The 19,149-nt window shown below is 44.6% G+C and carries 17 protein-coding genes; 8 read left to right on the forward strand and 9 right to left on the reverse strand.

The features are described 5' to 3' along the window. Positions 1–35: 35 nt before the first annotated feature. Positions 36–308: a hypothetical protein gene (locus F6J90_RS13675; RefSeq protein ID WP_293094073.1), complete on the reverse strand. Its 273-nt coding sequence runs from the start codon at positions 306–308 to the stop codon at positions 36–38. Positions 309–643: 335 nt separating this feature from the next. Here F6J90_RS13675 and F6J90_RS13680 point away from each other — a divergent pair, with 335 nt between their 5' ends. The 3 genes from F6J90_RS13680 (at position 644) to F6J90_RS13690 (ending at position 2,662) form a co-directional block, all read left to right on the forward strand. Beyond that, on the forward strand, positions 644–805 hold the full coding sequence (locus tag F6J90_RS13680; RefSeq protein WP_293072636.1) for a hypothetical protein: 162 nt from the start codon (positions 644–646) through the stop codon (positions 803–805). 300 nt (positions 806–1,105) lie between these two features. Continuing rightward, positions 1,106–1,234 carry a hypothetical protein gene (locus tag F6J90_RS13685; RefSeq protein ID WP_293094075.1) on the forward strand — a complete coding sequence of 43 codons (129 nt, stop codon included), beginning with the start codon at positions 1,106–1,108 and terminating at the stop codon, positions 1,232–1,234. A 90-nt stretch (positions 1,235–1,324) separates the two neighbouring features. Next, a complete protein-coding gene (locus F6J90_RS13690) occupies positions 1,325–2,662 on the forward strand; it encodes a transposase (protein ID WP_293094077.1) in 1,338 nt (445 codons plus the stop codon). 540 nt (positions 2,663–3,202) lie between these two features. On the opposite strand, the gene F6J90_RS13695 is transcribed toward F6J90_RS13690, so the two are convergent. The 4 genes from F6J90_RS13695 to F6J90_RS13710 form a co-directional block, all read right to left on the reverse strand. Continuing rightward, entirely contained in the window at positions 3,203–3,991 is a 789-nt protein-coding gene (locus F6J90_RS13695; protein ID WP_293094080.1) for a hypothetical protein, read from the reverse strand. Positions 3,992–4,251: 260 nt separating this feature from the next. Then, complete coding sequence (locus F6J90_RS13700; protein ID WP_293094082.1) at positions 4,252–4,560, reverse strand: hypothetical protein; 309 nt, start codon at positions 4,558–4,560, stop codon at positions 4,252–4,254. A gap of 21 nt (positions 4,561–4,581) precedes the next feature. Beyond that, entirely contained in the window at positions 4,582–4,821 is a 240-nt protein-coding gene (locus F6J90_RS13705) for a hypothetical protein (RefSeq protein ID WP_293094084.1), read from the reverse strand. Between the two features lie 150 nt (positions 4,822–4,971). After that, positions 4,972–5,238, reverse strand: coding sequence for a hypothetical protein (locus F6J90_RS13710; protein ID WP_293094087.1), 267 nt, complete (start codon positions 5,236–5,238; stop codon positions 4,972–4,974). Positions 5,239–5,623: 385 nt separating this feature from the next. Here F6J90_RS13710 and F6J90_RS13715 point away from each other — a divergent pair, with 385 nt between their 5' ends. Both F6J90_RS13715 and F6J90_RS13720 read left to right on the forward strand, forming a co-directional pair. Further along, entirely contained in the window at positions 5,624–8,017 is a 2,394-nt protein-coding gene (locus F6J90_RS13715; RefSeq protein WP_366513750.1) for an ATP-binding protein, read from the forward strand. A 493-nt stretch (positions 8,018–8,510) separates the two neighbouring features. After that, entirely contained in the window at positions 8,511–9,323 is an 813-nt protein-coding gene (locus F6J90_RS13720; protein WP_293094090.1) for a spondin domain-containing protein, read from the forward strand. Positions 9,324–9,648: 325 nt separating this feature from the next. Here F6J90_RS13720 and F6J90_RS13725 read toward each other — a convergent pair whose 3' ends face one another. Then, the gene (locus F6J90_RS13725; protein WP_293094093.1) at positions 9,649–11,490 is read right to left on the reverse strand and encodes a peroxidase family protein; all 1,842 of its coding nucleotides are present in this window, start codon (positions 11,488–11,490) and stop codon (positions 9,649–9,651) included. Between the two features lie 1,167 nt (positions 11,491–12,657). On the opposite strand from F6J90_RS13725, the gene F6J90_RS13730 reads away from it, so the two are divergent. Next, positions 12,658–12,801 (forward strand): hypothetical protein, encoded by a 144-nt coding sequence (locus F6J90_RS13730; protein WP_293094096.1) that lies wholly within the window; start codon positions 12,658–12,660, stop codon positions 12,799–12,801. Positions 12,802–12,954: 153 nt separating this feature from the next. On the opposite strand, the gene F6J90_RS13735 is transcribed toward F6J90_RS13730, so the two are convergent. Beyond that, positions 12,955–14,784, reverse strand: coding sequence for a peroxidase family protein (locus F6J90_RS13735; protein WP_293094099.1), 1,830 nt, complete (start codon positions 14,782–14,784; stop codon positions 12,955–12,957). A 1,140-nt stretch (positions 14,785–15,924) separates the two neighbouring features. On the opposite strand from F6J90_RS13735, the gene F6J90_RS13740 reads away from it, so the two are divergent. After that, the gene (locus tag F6J90_RS13740; RefSeq protein WP_293094102.1) at positions 15,925–16,599 is read left to right on the forward strand and encodes an N-acetylmannosamine-6-phosphate 2-epimerase; all 675 of its coding nucleotides are present in this window, start codon (positions 15,925–15,927) and stop codon (positions 16,597–16,599) included. A gap of 33 nt (positions 16,600–16,632) precedes the next feature. Here the strand turns inward: F6J90_RS13740 and F6J90_RS13745 are convergent, their stop codons facing one another. Both F6J90_RS13745 and F6J90_RS13750 read right to left on the reverse strand, forming a co-directional pair. Next, positions 16,633–18,051, reverse strand: coding sequence for an LCP family protein (locus tag F6J90_RS13745; RefSeq protein WP_293094105.1), 1,419 nt, complete (start codon positions 18,049–18,051; stop codon positions 16,633–16,635). Positions 18,052–18,285: 234 nt separating this feature from the next. Beyond that, on the reverse strand, positions 18,286–18,732 hold the full coding sequence (locus F6J90_RS13750; protein WP_366513751.1) for a hypothetical protein: 447 nt from the start codon (positions 18,730–18,732) through the stop codon (positions 18,286–18,288). Positions 18,733–18,796: 64 nt separating this feature from the next. On the opposite strand from F6J90_RS13750, the gene F6J90_RS13755 reads away from it, so the two are divergent. Continuing rightward, positions 18,797–18,973: a hypothetical protein gene (locus F6J90_RS13755; RefSeq protein ID WP_293094108.1), complete on the forward strand. Its 177-nt coding sequence runs from the start codon at positions 18,797–18,799 to the stop codon at positions 18,971–18,973. The last annotated feature ends 176 nt before the right edge of the window (positions 18,974–19,149 follow it).

Here is a 19,149-nt window from a genome sequence, read left to right on the forward strand (position 1 = left end):
CCAAGTTGTAATTTGTTAATCGGTTCAGCCTTGTTTTATGGCCTTTGATTATTATGGTATGACTTCAAAATAGCAGTGACAATTCGGTTTTTATCACTAACTTGATAGGGATTGCCGTTATGAATAAGTTTTGAAGAGGGAACAGGGAATAGGGAATAGGGAGCAGGGAGCAGGGAGCAGGGAGCAGGGAGCAGGGAGCAGGGAGCAGGGAGCAGGGAGCAGGGAGCAGGGAATAGTAAGAAAGAGATTCGAGGATTTTTTGGTGTGATCAGAAAACGATTCAGTGGCCTCACGGGGGTTCCCCCCACTCGCGCTTTGCATCAAGACACAGCCTTGGGTTTCATGAACTATTTGGAATCCAATAAGCGCGTTTCTCATAGTTATGAGCTACATTCAACTTTCTTACCCCTACTCCCTACTCCCTACTCCCTACTCCCTACTCCCTAAAACCCAGAACTTTGTCCCGATTTAGAACTGCTATAGTTAACCTTGAGCTAAATTACGGTAAACTAAACACAATTGAGTTCGGTAAACTCGAATTCAGTGGTCAGCTAATGCGCACTTATCACAGGCTAGAAGCCTGTGCCACGCACGCTACTTGAGGTGCTATCAGGTATCAGGTAAAGCAATTCAGTTAAGTTCAATGATGGAATCCACAGATTTTACTCACTCAGTCAGTTACCAAAAAGAATTGATTCTGAAATTACAGGAACTGCTGAAAAAGGAAATTGAACAAACCGTGAGACGCATTCCCCCACCTGGCCGTAGGCCACGCTACGCGAACGGCTTGCCAGGTGGGGGTTAGTCCACGCTGTTACCAATATCCACCTGGAACAATAATTATGGTTCTTCAGTACCTGGTATGCTAAATTTCCAGTTAACAAAACTCATATAGCGTTTATCATAGCTATGAGGTACACATTATTTTTTCCCACTTCCGACTTCCTTCTTCCCACTTCCGACTTCCCTGCTCCCTGCTCCCTGCTCCCGTCTTGATGCAGTCGCTCATGGTTTGAAGTTACCGTAAGACAGTTGAGCCTTAATCAATGGAGGCGCGCTTTCCTATGGCGAATTAAATTACGGGGTCGCGCCTCAAGTTTTACCCATGCATCTGCATAGCCTACCAACCATAAAGGCTCAACGTAATCAGGTTTCGTCTCCGGGGGAAACCCCCAAGACCGCGCTGCATCGCTGCTCCCTGCTCCCTGCTCCCTTTGCCAAAGTGTTGATTTAGCATAACAAGTACGGAAGAGCCATAATTATTCGATTGCAGTCTTATCTTATGTAGGCTAAAATATTAACTGTAAACGATTTTTAATGACCAGTGAAAACGCCAAATAAAGTTATAAGAACCGATAAATGGCGACTTAATCCGACTACCGATCAAAAAATATTGTTTGGGGAGACGATTAAAGTATATCGCCAGGCTTGTCGGTACTTAGTTGGCATTATTTATACTCACTGGTCTGAATTGGGATGTTTGACAGCTGATAAATTAACTCCTGCTGTTGAGCGTTTAATGCATCAGACCGCAAAACGACCTGATGTAAAATATCCCCAATTTAATCAGGCTTTTTACAAGTTTCCTAGCTACTACCGTCGTGCTGCAATAGCCTTCGCTGCTGGTCAAGTGAGTAGTTATGTGACCCGTTACAGGGAATGGCAGTCGGGTACACGAAAACGGCGAGACACTAAGCCACCAAGACTAAATGCTGATACTGGTTGCTACCCAGCTCTGTACAAAGGTCAATGCTATAAGCTGCATGGTTTTAACCAAGTCGAAATCAAAGCTTTTAATGGTAAAGATTGGATTTGGACTACTGTTCAAATTACTGAGTTAAGGGAGAGACACGCCTGTGCCAGTAATAAGATGATGTCGCCTTCTTTGATTTTCAATGAAAGGTACTGTCATTTATCTGTTCCATTTACTTGTAAGCCAGAAAAGAGAAAACCAGAGGCCAATGTTACGGCAGTAGACTTGGGTATAAATACAACAGCGACAATAGCGGTTGTCACTCATAGCGGCACTGTAATCCACCGCGAATTTATTCATCCGGGGAAAGACATAGACCGTAGGGACAAACGACTAAAATCCGTATCTATGCGGGCATCAAAAACCATGGGTAAGGGCGGAAAACTTCACAAAGGATTCTGTTCTAAGACCTATGACAAATGCCGAAGAATCAATCATCAAATCGGCCATGTTGTTTCTAAGCGAATTGTGGATATTGCTAAGGAGTTTAATTCCGAGGCTATCGTATTTGAGAATCTCAAGGGTTGGAAGCCAAAAGGTGGTAAGAAACGGTCTAACCTGCGGCAAAGATTCCACGGATGGCTCAAGGCCAAAATTCGCGATTTCACGGAAATGAAATGGGCGGAACTAGGCGGCAAAGTCGTAGAAGTTGTAGCAGCTTACACTTCAAAACTTGCTTATGATGGTTCTGGTACGGTTAAGAGAAATTCAAAAAAATACTCCCTAGCTACCTTCTCCTCAGGTAAGCGCTTTAATGCAGATCTTAATGGTGCTTACAATATTGGTGCTAGAGGTGTGTTTAAGCTCACTCGCAGAAATGACGGTGAGGGTCATTCCAGTAAAAACTCTGGACGACCGCCTAGAAGCTGGGCTTGTCTATGTGATCTTTGGGCAACGGTTAGTCAATGATTAGCATAAGACACCACCACCTGGCTATCGCCACGCTACGCGAACGTTCAGGTGGTGGAAGCTTCATAGTGCTACAGAGACCCTCAACAACCTAACCCAGTATTTTAGAGAAACTTGACCTCTAAGCATTCAGCCGTCAGCGGTCAGCGGTCAGCTTATTTTATTCAAAAGCTGTTTGGTGTAGCGTGCGCTATGGGCATAAACTGTTCCCGTAGCGTGGCCACAGGCTCAAAGCTGATAGCTGATAGCTGATAGCTGATAGCTGATAGCTTACGTTGACCTGTACTTTTCTCGATTAGACTCTAAGCACTAGGTATTAAGCACTAGGTATTAGGCGTTAACTACTAACTAACACCTAATACCTAAGACTTAACTCCTAACACCTAACACCTAAGCCTCAACACTAAATAAACTGATTACTAGGGCAAAGGTGGAAATGATTTTTAGTCCTTGAAGAGGTCAAGTCCTATTTCAGTTTGAGCTGCAGAGGCACCAATATTAGGAGTGATGTCCACAAATTGGTCAAATAAGCGATTGACTCTAGTCAAGATCAATCCCAGAACTAGGAAAACCTAGAGATGGAGTCAACACAGATGGAGTCAACACAGATGGAGTCACGAAGGAATCCAGTAGGGAATCAATGGGATTGGTAATAGTACCAACTATGTCCTCACCAATGGTGACAGTGGCAGCACCACTAATCTGATAATTATTGGTGTTAGGGTTACTTATGGTGCTGGAAACCATGGCTGTGCCATGGATACTGACAATGGGATTGGCCAATGGCCACGCTACGCGATCGCTTAAATCCTCTGAGGTATTGTCACTGCGATTGGCCAATGGCCACGCTACGCGATCGCTTAAATCCTCTGAGGTATTGTCACTAATGGTGCTGGTAGCCGTGGTGCTACTGCTGACCATGACCACACCGCCACCAGAGTCGCCTGTTCCGTTAGCCTGGCCTTTGGCCAAGGGATTGGGACTAATCATGTTAGTAGCCGTCGCACTGCTACTGACCTTGACTCGAGCGTCATCTGGGTCTACTGATCGATTACTACTAATTTCTATCTTGGTTATATTCGCGGTTGTTCCATCTTGAGGCTGAATTTCGACATCAAACACTTGCTCAATGTCATCAAAATCGATGTTAATCGGGCCATCGGTGATGTCCAAATCAACAGTAGTAGCCAAATCTTCACCAGTTTCAAGGTCATCTAGGGGAGAAATCACTACAATCCCTTGACTAGTAGTACCAGTTTGGTGTCCTTGGTTTGGATTTGGTTGTAGATTGCAAAGGGAATCAAGCACAGAACAGCTATTGTTTATCATCGAGGTTTCTACTCGAACATCAACAAAGAAATGAGATGGAGATTCCCTGATTGACTTTTTCCGGCTACCCACGTCGAGTAGCCAGCACATTTTTCACTTTGTCAGTCTAAATTCTATCTAGGTGATCACACTATTGCTCTCGAATGCAAAAAAAATTCACGTTTTCTGATCGCGTAGCGTGGCCCAAAGGCCAATCACGACAGGGGGATGGTGCCCTTTATCCATCAATTTTCTGTTTACACTCCCAAACCTCTATAGGTTTAATTTCCTGAGCGTCCATTACCGCTTTGATTTAATAAATATTCCCAAATCCGTCGTATTTCTTCTTGATTTTGGCGAATCTCTGCTTGACTTTGACGAATCTCCTGTTGAGTTTGACGAATATCCTCTTGACTTTGACGTTGATAGGTGGCCAAATCCGAAAACAATTTTAAGGTCTGATTCAGAGAAACTCGTAATTGAGTGATGTCTGCTTGATTTTGCTCGATGGTCTGAGAGTGACGATTGATGTATCGTGCTGCTGTCTCTAACAAGTTCTCTACTTGAGTTAATCTTTCTTCTGGTGTCATGTTTGATGAATGTTAATAGGTTTAATTCCCGGAGCGTCCCCGCTTTTTTAATAAATATTCCCAAATCCGTCGTATTTCCTCTTGACTTTGACGTTGATAGGTTGCTAACTCGGAAAACAATCTTAAGGTCTCATTCAGAGAAACTCGTAATTGAGTGATTTCTGCTTGATTTTGCTCGATGGTTTGAGAGTGGCGATTAATGTATCTTGCTGCTGTCTCTAACAAGTTCTCTACTTGAGTTAATCTTTCTTCTGGTGTCATGTCTAATCACTGTTAATCTGATATATTTATCTATTTTATTCCATTTTTACTCCTTATTCCTGATGTCAACCATTACTAAAAATCTAATGTGATTGCGTTCTAATTTGGTGGGTTAATAAGGCACCAAACTAGTCGGAAACTGCTACAGGTTTAATTCCCTGATCGTCCATTATCGCTTTGAATTAATAAATATTCCCAAATCCGTCGTATTTCTGCTTGATTTTGACGAATCTCCTCTTGACTTTGACGTTGATAGGTTGCCAACTCGGAAAACAATCTTAAGGTCTCATTCAGAGAAACTCGTAATTGAGTGATGTCTGCTTGATTTTGCTCGATGGTCTGAGAGTGACGATTAATGTATCTTGCTGCTGTCTCTAACAAGTTCTCTACTTGAGTTAGTCTTTCTTCTGGTGTCATATCTGATCACTGTTAATCTGATCTATTGATTTATGCTATGCCATTTTGACTCCTTATTCCTGATGTTAACCCTTCCTAAAAACCTAGTGCGTTCGCGAAGCGGTTCCTTTCGGGCAAAGCCCGACGCTGCGCGAACGGAACATCGCAATCTAGTTTGGTGCGTTATTAACCAACCAAACCAACTACTTCTCCCCTCTCCCCGCGCACACTAACCACACTAACAATGTTTACAACACTAACCACACTAACAACGCTTAACACACTGCACGCCAAGTTAGAATGTGGTAAAATAAGGGAATACTTATTAGCAGGTGGACAAAAATAAACTACTATCAAAGAAGCTACTATCCACACCATTCAGGCAAGTTAGCCGACCAGGCAGCAGGTGTTATCGTTAATTCCACCTACAAAATTATTTAGTAATCCAAAATTCCTCAGAATTTTGCCCTTGGCTGTGTTCGAGCGTCTGGATCAGCGATTAGACCAGATGAAGTCAACTTTGGGCGAAGAGGCAATACTCCTAAAGTCTGATATTTTGGTAAATCAGAGGGTGAGTACTGAGGCTCAGAGCCAGAGGTTTACCCTGATCGGATCAGAACAGTTCAGTTGTCTGCTGTGGGGGGAAGCCCAACCGGAGACCTTAACTGGGTATGAATCTCTGATGAGACTGTACCAAGTGGGATTAACTTTCGCTCCGGATGCGATCGCAAACTTTCTTACCCATCTCAAAGACTCCTACCTAACCTCACCATCAGAATTTGAAACCTCTCAGGATGTTCTCAACCTAATCAAGAGGGCTCAAGCCTCCCTCAAACCCAATAATCCAGCTATCCAGAGCGAATTTACCCTATCATTAATTGATATTCTGTGTGACTACAACACGGATAACTACAATACGGATAACTACAACACCGATGTTCCAGAATTAGCAGATCCAGCTTATCCCTATGGGTCCATTTGTCAACCCGTAGCAGAAGCACTGCACCAGCAGGTTGAGCAAGAGCGATTGCTCAATCAGGTGACCAGTCAAATCCGTCAAAGCCAAGAGTTACCCCTTATCCTGACCACAGCAGTTGAACGGGTACGACACTTCCTAGAAGTAGACCGATTAGTAATCTATCAATTTGACTTCCCTTACACCTCTAGTCCCACAGCACTAGAGCCAGCACCTGCTGCCACTGAATTAGGCTGGGGTTGTATTACCTACGAAGCTAAAGCCTCAGATGCTATCCCATCAGTGCTGAATGTGATTGAGCAGGAGGAATGCTTAACCCATGTACCGAACTCTAAACATAAATATCAGCGAGGGTCAACGGTTGCTGTTGATGATGTTGATCGAACCTATAATACCCATAATTGCTTACTTAAACTGTTGCACCGACATCAAGTACGAGCCAAGTTAGTCGCACCAATTATTGTCCAAAACAACCTGTGGGGCCTACTAATTGCCCATCAGTGTTTGGAGCCAAGGCGATGGCAGGACAGTGAAAAAAACTTTCTCCAAGCAATTGCTGAACACCTAGCCATTGCCATCTATCAAGCGAAGTTATACGCCCAAGTGCAGCAGCAAAACAACACCCTTGAACAACGGGTAATTGAGCGCACCCAAGCACTCCGGGATGCCTTGCAAGCTGCTCAAGCAGCCAATCTTGCTAAGAGTGAGTTTCTAGCTACCATGAGTCATGAATTGCGCACCCCTCTGACCTGCGTAATTGGGATGGCAGCTACACTCTTGCGCTGGTGTTTTGGTCAGGACAGTTCCCACAGATTACCTGTCGAAAAGCAACAGCGCTATTTAAAAACTATCCAGGAGAATGGGCAACACCTGCTAGAACTGATCAACGATATTCTGGATTTGTCTCAGGTTGAGGCAGGAAAGTTAGTCCTGACTATCAGCAAATTTTCCTTAAGTAAGCTAGCTAATCAGCTGTTGAGTAGCCTAAACGAACAAGCCTACCAACAGCAGGTTACTCTACAGCTAGATTGGCGAGTGCCACCAGAAAGGGACTGTTTTTCTGCAGACCAAAGGCGGGTTAAACAGATTTTGTTTAACCTTTTAAGTAATGGGATTAAATTTACCCCACAGGGGGGTAAAGTAATCCTACGGGTCTGGCCAGAAAATCAGTTACTCGTTTTCCAAGTGGAAGATACAGGCATTGGTATTCCCCAAGACCAGTTACCATTACTGTTTCAGAAGTTTCAGCAGCTAGAAACCCCCTACCGTCGCAAGTATGAAGGAACTGGCTTGGGGTTAGCCTTAACCAAACAGCTGATCGAACTCCATAGGGGCAACATTGAGGTGGAATCGGTAGTGGGAGAGGGGTCTTGTTTTACAGTTTGCTTGCCCACTCAACCCATGGCACCAGCTACTTCAGAAAAAGCCCTGCCAAAGTCCAACCTAACTCTCAAAGGTCAAGGCACTGTGGCCTTAGTGGAAAATCAAGAAGAGATTGCTACCCTAATTTGCGAAATTTTGACCGCAGCAGGCTATAAAGTAATTTGGTTGATTGATGGTTCCACTGCCATCAAACAAATTGCATTGCTTAAGCCCCAGACTATCATTATCGATTGGCAGTTACCGACTAGGGAGGGTTACGAAATGACTCAATGGCTACGTCAATCCTCCACAACTCAAGAGGTAAAAATTCTGGCTTTAACGATTCCGAGCCTGCCAAACATAGAGCAACAAGAGATGATGGGGGTAGTGGATGATTACTTATATAAACCGATCGAACCCATGGAGTTATTGTACAGGGTTATGGCGTTGGTGGCAAGTTAACTAGAGGTTAGTTTACTACCCCATTGATCTTAGTGCTGTGGTCAGTAAAGTGTTATCGTGAGTCACTATATAGCAGTTCTCAAATAGGTGAGCTACTTACGCCCTTGGGGTTAATGGGAGTAGGGAGTAGGGACTGAGGCCGTCGGCCACGCGGGGCGCGTTCGGAGCAGGGAGTAGCAATGTAGCGAGGTAGCGAAGTAGCACCGTAAGCATCCAAAAACTTGTTTATTAGTACAGGATTGTTTTAATTTGACCTCATTCCGATCAGATTAGCATAACAGCTACATAATAACCAAAATTATCAGCAAATTATCAGCAAATTATCAGCAACAACTAAACCAAGAAACCAATAATCTTACTCAAGCTGCTAACCTAGGATTACCCACTTGATTCGGTGCCAGCAAAATGGGTTTTGAAGATGTAGCTACATAGATAGTTGACCAACACACTTTTCGGCAAATCTACCATATTGATCTGATTGATCACGATCACCATGAATCATCCAATTATTAAATCACTCAAAATCGCCACCATGGTTACGGTAACCTCTACACTAGCCATGGCATCTAGCGCAACAGCAGCTACCCTCAAGGTAACAATTGAAAGCCTGGCACCGGAAAACGGCACCTTATTTACTCCAGTCTGGGTTGGTTTTCATAATGGTTCGTTTGATATTTATGATCGGGGTCAGGCAGCTTCACCAGGACTGGAGCGTATTGCTGAGGATGGCAATGCAGCAGTTCTTAGTCAAGAGTTTTTCGCTAGCGGTGCAGGTTCAGTTGATGGTGTAATTCCTGGTCCAAATGGCCCAGTTGCTTCCGGGGATATTGCCAAAGCCACATTTACTGTAGATTCTACTAGCCGTTACTTCAGCTACGCGGCCATGATTCTCCCCAGTAATGATGCTTTCATTGCTAATGGCAACCCCTTGGCTTTTGAGATTTTTGATGAAGAAGGTAATTTCACTGGAGCTGACTTTACCATTCTTGGTTCTCAAGTTCTGGATGCGGGTACAGAAGTTAACGACGAGCAGCAGACCACTACTGCCTTCTTCGGTCAAAGTATTCCTGATACCGGTACACCAGAAAACGGAGTAGTTAACCTCCATCCAGGTTTTATCCCAGGTGGACCAATCTTATCAACTCCGGCGTTTGCGGAAGCTGACTTCACAGTGGATGGCTACCAGATAGCACGTATCAAAGTCGAGAAGGTGCCAGAATCTTCTACTACTGGAGGATTACTTGCTATCGGTGGGTTGTTATGGTTGGGTAGCCGCTGGCGTCAGAGTCTTAATAGATTCGCGTAAATCCCTTTGCCAATTGACCATTGACAATTTTGAATTTTCCATTCTTGATTAACAAAACTAGATAAGTATAGCAGTTCTCAAATAGGTGAGGTAGACAAGTATTTTATATTAGAGAGTAACGATGCAGCGCCTTCATGAGGAGGTTTCTCCTATGTAGCCACTGCATCAAGACGGGAATACTGGATCAAGATGGTAATAGGGAAAAAAGTTTGTGTACCTCATTACTATGAGAAATGCTATAAAATCAGTATAACCGGAAATCAAATTACACTCTCCGTGCCCGGGCCTCGCGCCCGGGCCCCTTTCTTTCCCTATTCCCTATTCCCTATTTCTTATTTCCTGAGCGCTGCCCTATAGCTGCTAAACCTAAGAGTGTAACTAAGCCAACAATGCTGGTAGGTTCGGGCACGTCTTCTGGGACAACAAAAGCATTATCCTGGATGTTGGTAATCGTTGAGTTCCGGCGAATAATGCCTGAGAGGGTAGTGCTTTCTAGATCTGGAGCCAAGGCGAGCAGGTGATCGAGATCGTTGAGGAAAAAGAACCGGTCACCATCCCGTACGCGCCTGAACTGGTCTGAGATGAAGCTATTGAATAGTTCACCGACCAATCCACCGTTGAAGGAGTCCTCGGATATTCCTCCAATCCAGAAATCCACATCGTCTACAGACTTGTAGATATCTTCAAATAGAGCTGCCACTTCTGGGTTAGAAGTAATGCCAAGTTCGGTATCGGTGGTCAAGAAGGCAGTGACCGGATCCAGACCGAGTTCCACACGAGACTGATTGTAGCCGGGAAGGCCAACTTCCCTTCCCCGCGCAATATTGAGTGAAGCGAGGTCAAAGCCTTGACCGCTACCATTCGGGGCAAGGAAGTTCCGCACCCCGTCCACTATCTGATTGTCAACCTCTTCAGCCACCTGGGACGCTAAACCCAAAAACAGTGAATCGACACCGTTATCAATCACTTCTTGGGGATTAAAGAAAGCATCACTAAGGGATATACTTCCGACGGAATCGCCGTTATTGTTAATGCGCTGAAGCTCGTCGGAGAGAAGAGTGTGGCCAACACGGAAGTTAGCATTGGTAAATTCCTGACTGATACTGGGATCAACTGTGGGATCGTAGCCAGAGTAATCGTCCAAAAGACTATCGCCAATGAACAGCGGTAGGAATTCATTGTATGTGATGACCTGAATCTGAGCGCCAACGACCTTACGAGCTGATTCGTAGATAAAGTCACCTTTATCAAGTCCTGACTCTTTTAACTTCTCCAAAATCACCGGGTCGCCAGCGTCAATTTTTTCAGCAAGTCCTTCAGCCAGACGATTGTGCTCTCGCACCAACAAGGTGTGAGCTGCGGTTAAGCCAATTTGTTCGTTAGTACGAATATCCCCAGCGATGAACAACTGTTCTGCTGCTAATGCTCCAGAGCGGTCAGTGTTGCTATTAGGCAATCCGGCAGTGTTGAAAGGCAGTAGCTCTTCGCCATTGATACTCTGGCTCTTGAGCTTTCCAGTACCGTCATTAGTACGTAGAAATTCCGCCCGCACTTGATCAGATCCGTAGACCTGTGAACCATCAATAAAAGAAGTCAGCTCGTTGACCTGCTGGCGCGGATTGCCAAGCCCAGTGCCAGTCCCTTCAGCTGCAGGAACCCTAATAAAGGGTATAGAACCAGAAGATCCTCCAAGTGTATCTGGCTTACCAGTGGCAATGTCAATCGGGTTAACTGGGATGGGCATGAAATCCTCTGGTGGGCTATTTAACCCTCCCTCATTCAGAGCAAAGTCGTGATCAATCAACTGCCCCCACTGCCAGATCCAGTCACTGGCCCGGAGGAAATTAGGCACGGATTTACTCTGGCGCACAATTGTATTGCTAATGTCACGGGGGTTAGGCAGAACATTGCCGGTCGGACCGGTTATTTTTGGTGCGTTGAAGCCATCCTCGTAAGCAGGAGTCAGGAGCCGAAGTAGTGGTGTTTCGGCTTCACCCAATGTCGGGTCATCGGGGTTATTGCCGAATCCATTAATGGTGCGAAATTCTCCTGCAGCAGCAGGCACAGACATGGAAAATCCTAGGGCAGCGAAAGTGGTTACTGCTAGACCAAGCTGACGAGGCTTGAGGTTTCTAACCACTTTTAAGTTAGATAAGTAATTTTTCATCAGGTTAGTACTTAGGTCAAGATTGCATTGTTCCCAACCACTAATGTGGTAGATGCAGTAAAATACTCTATCTCTTCTAAGAAGGTGTTTGAAAAGTAGCTACATGGTGTGGTAAAGGCAGGTAATTTACTTGAGTTATCCGCAAGATTTACGGGTTTTCCTCTAAAGTAAGTCTTCAAGTAAGTCCCTCATTTATCGCCAGTAAATAATTTATCAAACGGGCTATAAGAACGATTACGTATTTCTTTTAGCTACAGAATATATTCCGTAATTCCCCCATAGTCAAGATTAAAAATTACTGCTAATTGCTGCTAATTTCAAGATAACTGTATTTCGGATATCTACCACAAAATAAAAAAAAATTTATAGAAGCTTTAATTCTTTCATTAAAAAATATCGGGATAAATACGGACAACCAATCAATATCTTCTCAAACTAATAAATCTTGATTGTAGATAATTATAGCGGTTTCTACTCTAATGAGGTACACAGGATTTTTTTTCTGTTCCCTGTTCCCTGTTCCCGTGATACGCTGCTCCCTGCTCCCTTCCCCCCTTACTAAAGGCCAGGGCTGTTTCATTCTTTGGAATAAATTGTCAGGTCAATCGGGTGAAAGGGATCTGGGGTGCTGGGGAGAGGGTTTTTTTTCAGGTTAAAAATACTTTTTTATTAAAAAAAATTCCCCCTATATCCCCACCTCCCCACCAATCAAATTTTAGTCCGACGCAAGAAACAGTCCTGCTTTACTAAAGGCAGGACTGTTTCATTGTCAATTTTTCGGTTCAGTGAACCTCCCGAATGGCAGCGGTTTCGCTCCTGTTTTTCTATTATTAAACCCAATAGTAGAAAAAAACGGCGATTTGTTTACCAGAAGGGGCTTTGAGCCCTTCAGCCATGAATTTTATGGTCGAGAATGAAACCGCCCTGCCTTACTAAAGGGGGTTAGGGAGGATTTAATTTATGCTCCCTGCTCCCTAAAACCCAGAAGTTTGTAACTCACCGAATTTAAAACCGCTGTAAGTAGATAGTTATCGGATTTTAAGGAGCTATAGAAGCTTTATTTCTTTAATGAAAAAATATCGGGATAAATCTTGATTGGAGATAATTATAGGAGTTTGTGATTTTATTAATAAGTACATAGTTCTCGGTTTTTAGGGAGCTTCGGAATTGCGATGCATCCCTACTCCCTACTCCCTACTCCCTACTGCCATTAACCCCAAGGGCGAGGTACCTCACCCCATTGAGAAATGCTATATAGCCTTTTTTCAGAGGGGTCAAAGAGCCATGAGCCTGATTCAGCATACTTTATAGCTCCCTTGTCACCCCATCAGGAAACTGAAGCACGTTGGTAGGGATGCTTCTTATGACCCCACACCCAGTCACCCCACAACCCACACTCACGTTTTTGTTAAAAATCTACCCTGATCAGGCCCCTCTCTTTTCCTATTCCCTATTCCCTATTTCCTATTTCCTATTTCCTGAGCGCTGCCTTATAGCTGCTAAACCTAGGAGTGTAACTAAGCCAAGGATGCTGCTAGGTTCTGGCACATCTTCTGGGACAACAAAAGCATTATCCTGGATGTTAGTAATTGTTGAGTTCCGGCGAATAATGTCCGAGAGGCGAGTGCTTTCTAGATCTGGAGCCAAGGCCAGCAGATGATCGAGATCGTTGAGGAAAAAGAACCGGTCACCATCCCGTGCCCGCCTGAACTGCTCTGAGATGACGGTATTGAATAGTTCACCGACCAAGCCACCGTTGACCGAGTCCTCAGATATTCCTCCAATCCAGAAATCCACATCCTCTACAGACTCGTAGATTTGTTCAAATAGAGCTGCTATTTCTGGGTTAGAAGTAATGCCAAGTTCGGTATCGGTGGTCAAGAAGGCAGTGACCGGATCCAGACCGAGTTCCACACGAGCCTGATTGTAACCGGGAATACCAACTTCCCTTGCCCGCTCAATATTGAGTGAAGCGAGGTCAAAGCCACCGGTGGGAATCGAGGCAAGGAAATTCCGCACCTCGTCCACTATCTGATTGTCAAACTCTTGAGCCACCTGGGAAGCTAAACCGAAAAACAGTGAATCGACGCCGTTATCAATCACCTCTTGGGGATTGAAGAAGGCATCGGCAAGAGAGATACTTCCCAGCAAAGTGCCCTTATTGTTAATGCGCTGAAGCTCTGGGGAGAGAAAAGTGTGGCCAACGCGGAAGTTAGCATTGGCAAATTCGACGCTGACACGTGGGTCAACTGTGGGATCGTAGCCAGAGTAATCATCCAAAAGGCTATCGCCAATGAACAGCGGTAGGAATTCATTGTATGTGATTACCTGAATCTGAGCGCCGACCACCTTACGGGCTGATTCGTAGATAAAGTCCCCTTTATCAAGTCCTGATTGATCTAACTTCTCCAAAATCACCGGGTCACCAGCATCAATTTTTTTAGCAAGTTCTTCAGCCACGCGATTGTGCTCCCGCACGAACAAGGTGTGAGCTGCGGTTAACCCAATCTGTTCGTTGGCACGAACATCCCCAGCGATGAACAACTCTTCTGCTGCTAATGCTCCAGAGCGGTCAGTGTTGCTATTAGGCAATCCGGCAGTGTTGAAAGGCAGTAGCTCTTCGCCATTGATACTCTGGCTCTTGAGCTTTCCAGTACCATCATTACTACGCAAAAATTCCGCCCGCACTTGATCAGATCCATACACCTGTGAACCATCAATAAAAGAAGTCAGCTCGTTGATCTGCTGGCGCGGATTGCCAGGTCCAGTGCCAGTGCCTTCAGCTGCAGGAACCCTGATCAAGGGTATAGATGGCGCGAGTGGATCTGGAAGACCAGTGGCAATGTCAATCGGGTTAACTGGGATGGGGGTGAAATCCTCTGGTGGCCGATCTAACCCTCCCTCATTCAGATCCAAGTCGTGATCAATGAACTGCCCCCACTGCCAGATCCAGTCGCTGGCGTTGAGGAAATTAGGCACTAATTCCCTCTGGCGCACAATCGTATTACTAATGTCACGGGGGTTAGGCAGAACATTGCCGGTGCTACCGGTTATTCTTGGTGCGTTGAAGCCATCCTCGTAAGCAGGACTCAGGAGCCGAAGCAGTTGTGTTTCGGCTTCACCCAATGTCGGGTCATTGGGGTTGTTGCCAAATCCGTTAATGGTACGAAATTCTCCTGCAGCAGCAGGCACAGACATGGAAAATCCTAGGGCAGCGAAAGTGGTTACTGCTAGACCAAGCTGACGAGGCTTGAGGTTTCTAACCACTTCTAACTTAGATAAATGATTTTTCATAAGGTTATTACTTAGGTTGCATCCCAACCGCTAATGTGGTAGATGCAGTAAAATACTCTATCTCTTCTAATAAGGTGTTTGAAAAGTAGCTACATGGTGTGGTAAAGGCAGGTAATTTACTTTAGTTATCCCCTTCACGGGTTTTCGTCTAAAGTAAGTCCTCAAGGAAGTCCCTCCCTCATTTCTCACCAGTAAATAATTTTTCAAACGGGCTATAAGAGTGATTACGTATTTCTTTTAGTTACATAACTTATTCCGTAATTCACCCATATTCAAGATTAAAAATTACTGCTAATTACTGCTAATTTCAAGATAGCTGTATTTCGGATATATACCGCAAAAAAAAGATTAGTTTACATAATCTTTAATTAAAGAATTAAAGATTATCTGGATAGAGACGCACAAGAAATCAATATCTTGTCAAGCCAATAAATCTGGATTGTAGATAAATATAGTGTAAGGATTTAGGTATAGGGGTTGACAAAAGCATAAAATTTAAAGTAGCCATTGATGAGTAAAGCCACTCTACCTCTTTTGGCTGAGTAATTGCGCCAGTTTAGCAAGGAAAAACTGGTGGAAATTATGCTTGGGCAACAAAGCTTTATTAATCAGCTATAACTGAAAATATAAAGAATGAAATTTAGCCTAAACTTAGACTCAATAAGCTGATAAAAATCCCCTTTAAGTGACCTGATCAAAAAAAGCGATAAAGTCAAAACAAAACACACACAACCACAAACCGGATCACCGGAAGGAGCTGTGGCGCGGGGAGATGGTGAGATGGTGAGATGGGGAGATAGGGAGATGGGGAGATAGGGAGATAGGGAGATGGGGGGATTTTTATTAAGGGTAATTATCATCGACATCATATAATACAATAACCACAGTGGTTAAACTAATTAATATATAACGGTTATTATATTTATGAGGTACACATAATTTTTTTCCTATTCCCTATTCCCTATTCCCTATTCCCTATTCCCTATTCCCTATTCCCTATTCCCTAAAATCCAAAACTTCTGTAGCTCAGGTGCGACCCGTGGCGAATTTAATTCGCCTACGGAAAGCGCACCTAACCTATTTTATAAATGCTGTGGAACCTCTATATATCGATAATCAGTTACTGTAACCACCAACAACATGGCAGCTAATTCTCTCAATTCAATTCGTCATAGTCTAATTGTTTCTTGTCAGGCACCCCGTGACTCACCCCTGCACCACCCCCTAGTGATTGCCGCCATGGCACAAGCTTCTATGAATCAGGGGGCATCGGGTGTGCGTATTGATACACCTGACCATGTGGCAGCTGTGCGTAGTCAATGTCCCACTGCTCCAATTATTGGCTTGTGGAAGCAACAGTTACCGGAGTCTGAGGTTTATATTACTCCCCAGTTTCACCATGCTAAAGCGATCGCATCCGCTGGTGCTGATATTATTGCCATTGATGCCACCTTACGGGAACGTCCTGGAGGGGAAACAGTTCAAGGTTTAATTAAGCAGATTCACGATACACTGGGTAAACCGGTGATGGCAGATGTGGATACCCTTGAGAGTGCGATCGCAGCACAAGCCGCTGGTGTGGATTTAGTTGGTACTACCCTCTATGGCTACACTGCTCAAACTAGCCATCTTTCTCCTCCCGGCTTTGGCCTACTCAGCCAGTTGGTGAAGCATCTAGATATCCCAGCCATTTGCGAAGGAGGTATTGCCACCCCCGAGATGGCTCAAACTGCGCTAGAATTGGGAGCCTATGCGGTTGTTGTCGGCACTGCGATTACTGGTATTGATTTGCAAGTTAAGGCTTTCGTAGAGTAATTATAAGTAGGATTTACCCTATAATTGCCCTTGCTAGAAGCTGGAAAACCTATCCTGTTGTTGAGAACCCAGTTTCTGTAGCCAGTCTTGACCTAACTGAATGGTAATATCTGAGGAAAAAGCACCGGTGCTTTCCACCCGCACTTCCCCAAATCCCAAATAGTTACGGATAGTGCCAGCACTTTCATCGTCTCCCTGTTGGGCAATAATGCGAGTGGTGCGCAATGGTTCCCTAGACAATTTCTGATCAATACGAACATTCTTGTAGCCAGCTTGGTTAAGTTTCCGGAGCATAGCCTTAGGGACTTCAGAAGAATCTGTAGTGTATTGAATGGCAATCCGCAGGGATGTGGAGTTGGCATTGGAGTAATAGGTATAGCCTTGACCAAAGTGCTGAGCCACCATCTGCTGGATGCTGCGGTGGTTTGGCAACCAGTAACTGACTTTTTTCTTGCCATCGTTACTAAATCGACCAGGCAGCATTAGCATTTGGACATTGGCTCGTTTAGTCTTGGTGGCAAAACCCGCTAATGCCACTAGCTCTTCTACACTTAAGTTGGTGTCAATGTGGGACTGAATAACTGAGAGGATTTGTGGGATTCGTGCGATAGTGCTAGGTTTTAGTGCCTGTTCTACCAAAGCCCTCATCAGCATTTGTTGCCGCTGCACTCGACCAATATCCCCATACTTGTCATAGCGAAAGCGCAGGAACTGCATCGCTTTATTACCATCCAGGTGCTGTCTACCTTTTTTGAGGTTGATATAAAGGTGTTGAGAGTGGTCGGTGTACTTCATGTCTTTGGGAATATAGACCGTAACTCCTCCCAAGGCATCCACCAGTTTTTCCACACCCTGAACGTTTACTCGGATATAACGGTCAATGGGCACATCATCAAGAAGATCGCTGACCGCCTTCGCTGTGAGTGCAGGTCCGCCAAAATAATTGGCAGCATTGAGCTTAATTTTACCATGTTTCTCAATACGAGTTTGAGTATCACGAGGCATGGACAGCACTTTGACTTTTTCCCCGTCTGGGTCAAACCGTAGCAGGAGCATGGTATCTGACAAACCCTCTAAGGAATTGACCAGAGCGTGGTATCCCAGGTCTACTTCTGGGGGTTGCTTGAGATCAGAGGTTAGGACTTTGATACCAAGAAATAAGATATTAACTGGTCGAGTCAACTCCGGCAAGTGCATGGTGTTGCTGGAGATGGTTTCCTCTTGGTTAAATACAGATTTCTCGTCCGGAGTCAGTTCACTTTGCAGCAAAGGGGTACTTGCCAGGGATACAGCTAGTATTGCACCTGCTGCCGCAGATGACATTGCCACTGCGGTAAAACCTAGCCAAAGCCAGAGCAAATTCCCTCGCTTGACTTTTACCTTTTTTCTGCGAACGGGGCGAGTAGGTCTTCTCACTACACGGCGTTTTCGATAAGTTCTTTGAACTGGCACTGGGCTTCCTCACACACAGGCAATAGGGATGGTATTGACAGAAGAAGACTATTAACTCCTCACCGGTTTCACATGCTTGAGCTGGAGCTTCGATCTTAAGGTTTAGTATTAATACTCTATAGCAGGTTTTTTAACAGGTTGCTGCCTGATCAGGTAAATTTTCGATGAAGCTTGCCCAATCCGTCAGTCAAAACCATCATTAGAGTACATCATTTCTTTAAGTAAACCCCTCGACTAGGACAAATACTTGCCCAATATTCCTTCAGATATCCGGCTAATCCAAGGCAGACGTGGTGACTGGCGCTGCCATAAGCGCACCATCACAGCGAAACTGACCAGAAAATAGCCAGATGTGAGCATAGCATTGAGAAACAGCAAGCGTAATGTCCAAAATTCCGACAATTGTGCTCCTGCTGATAATAAACTGTACCCTAGCAACCAACCAAAGGCCAAGGTGACCGACAAGCGACTGACGGTTTTTTCCTCTCGGTTTCCTTGAGAGTGGTACAATGTCCACAGTGCTGGAAACAAGCCAAAGATGGGCACAAGGTAAATAAATAGCTGTAGGCGCTGATTATCTTGATTTTCGGTAGGATTAGTCTTTTTCACATGCTCTTTCATCCGTAGCTTGCCTTGATAATCGCTCAAACCCCATGACTTGGTAGTTTTACCTCTTATCATGACATTTCCCAGTGGTTATTCACCAATGGCAATAATATAGTAATAGCAATAGGGCAATGGCAACATGGATAATCAGCTCAGCTTCATTATCAAACTCGTCATCCTATCCACGATAATAGCTGTTATTATTAAATACGCTGCTCCCAGTCTACCCATTCCCGCTACATCCGTTAATGGGTTAATTGGTATCCTGGCTCCAACGGTGATTTTAGCGATCGCATTAGTAGTTCGAGCCTCCTAGTCAAAGCCTAGGCAATTCCCGGCAACCCCAGGAAAATGCCAACTAGGATGCAGGCCAATGATTAGTTTCCTACGTTGTTTTAGTCATGATACCTGGGAGTGACCTCCAGCTCCCAGCTCTATCGTCAACTATTAAGTTGAAGGCAAAATGTGTGGTTGACACGACAAGTTATTACA

It is taken from the genome of Moorena sp. SIOASIH (assembly GCF_010671925.1).
Classification (GTDB): Bacteria; Cyanobacteriota; Cyanobacteriia; order Cyanobacteriales; family Coleofasciculaceae; genus Moorena.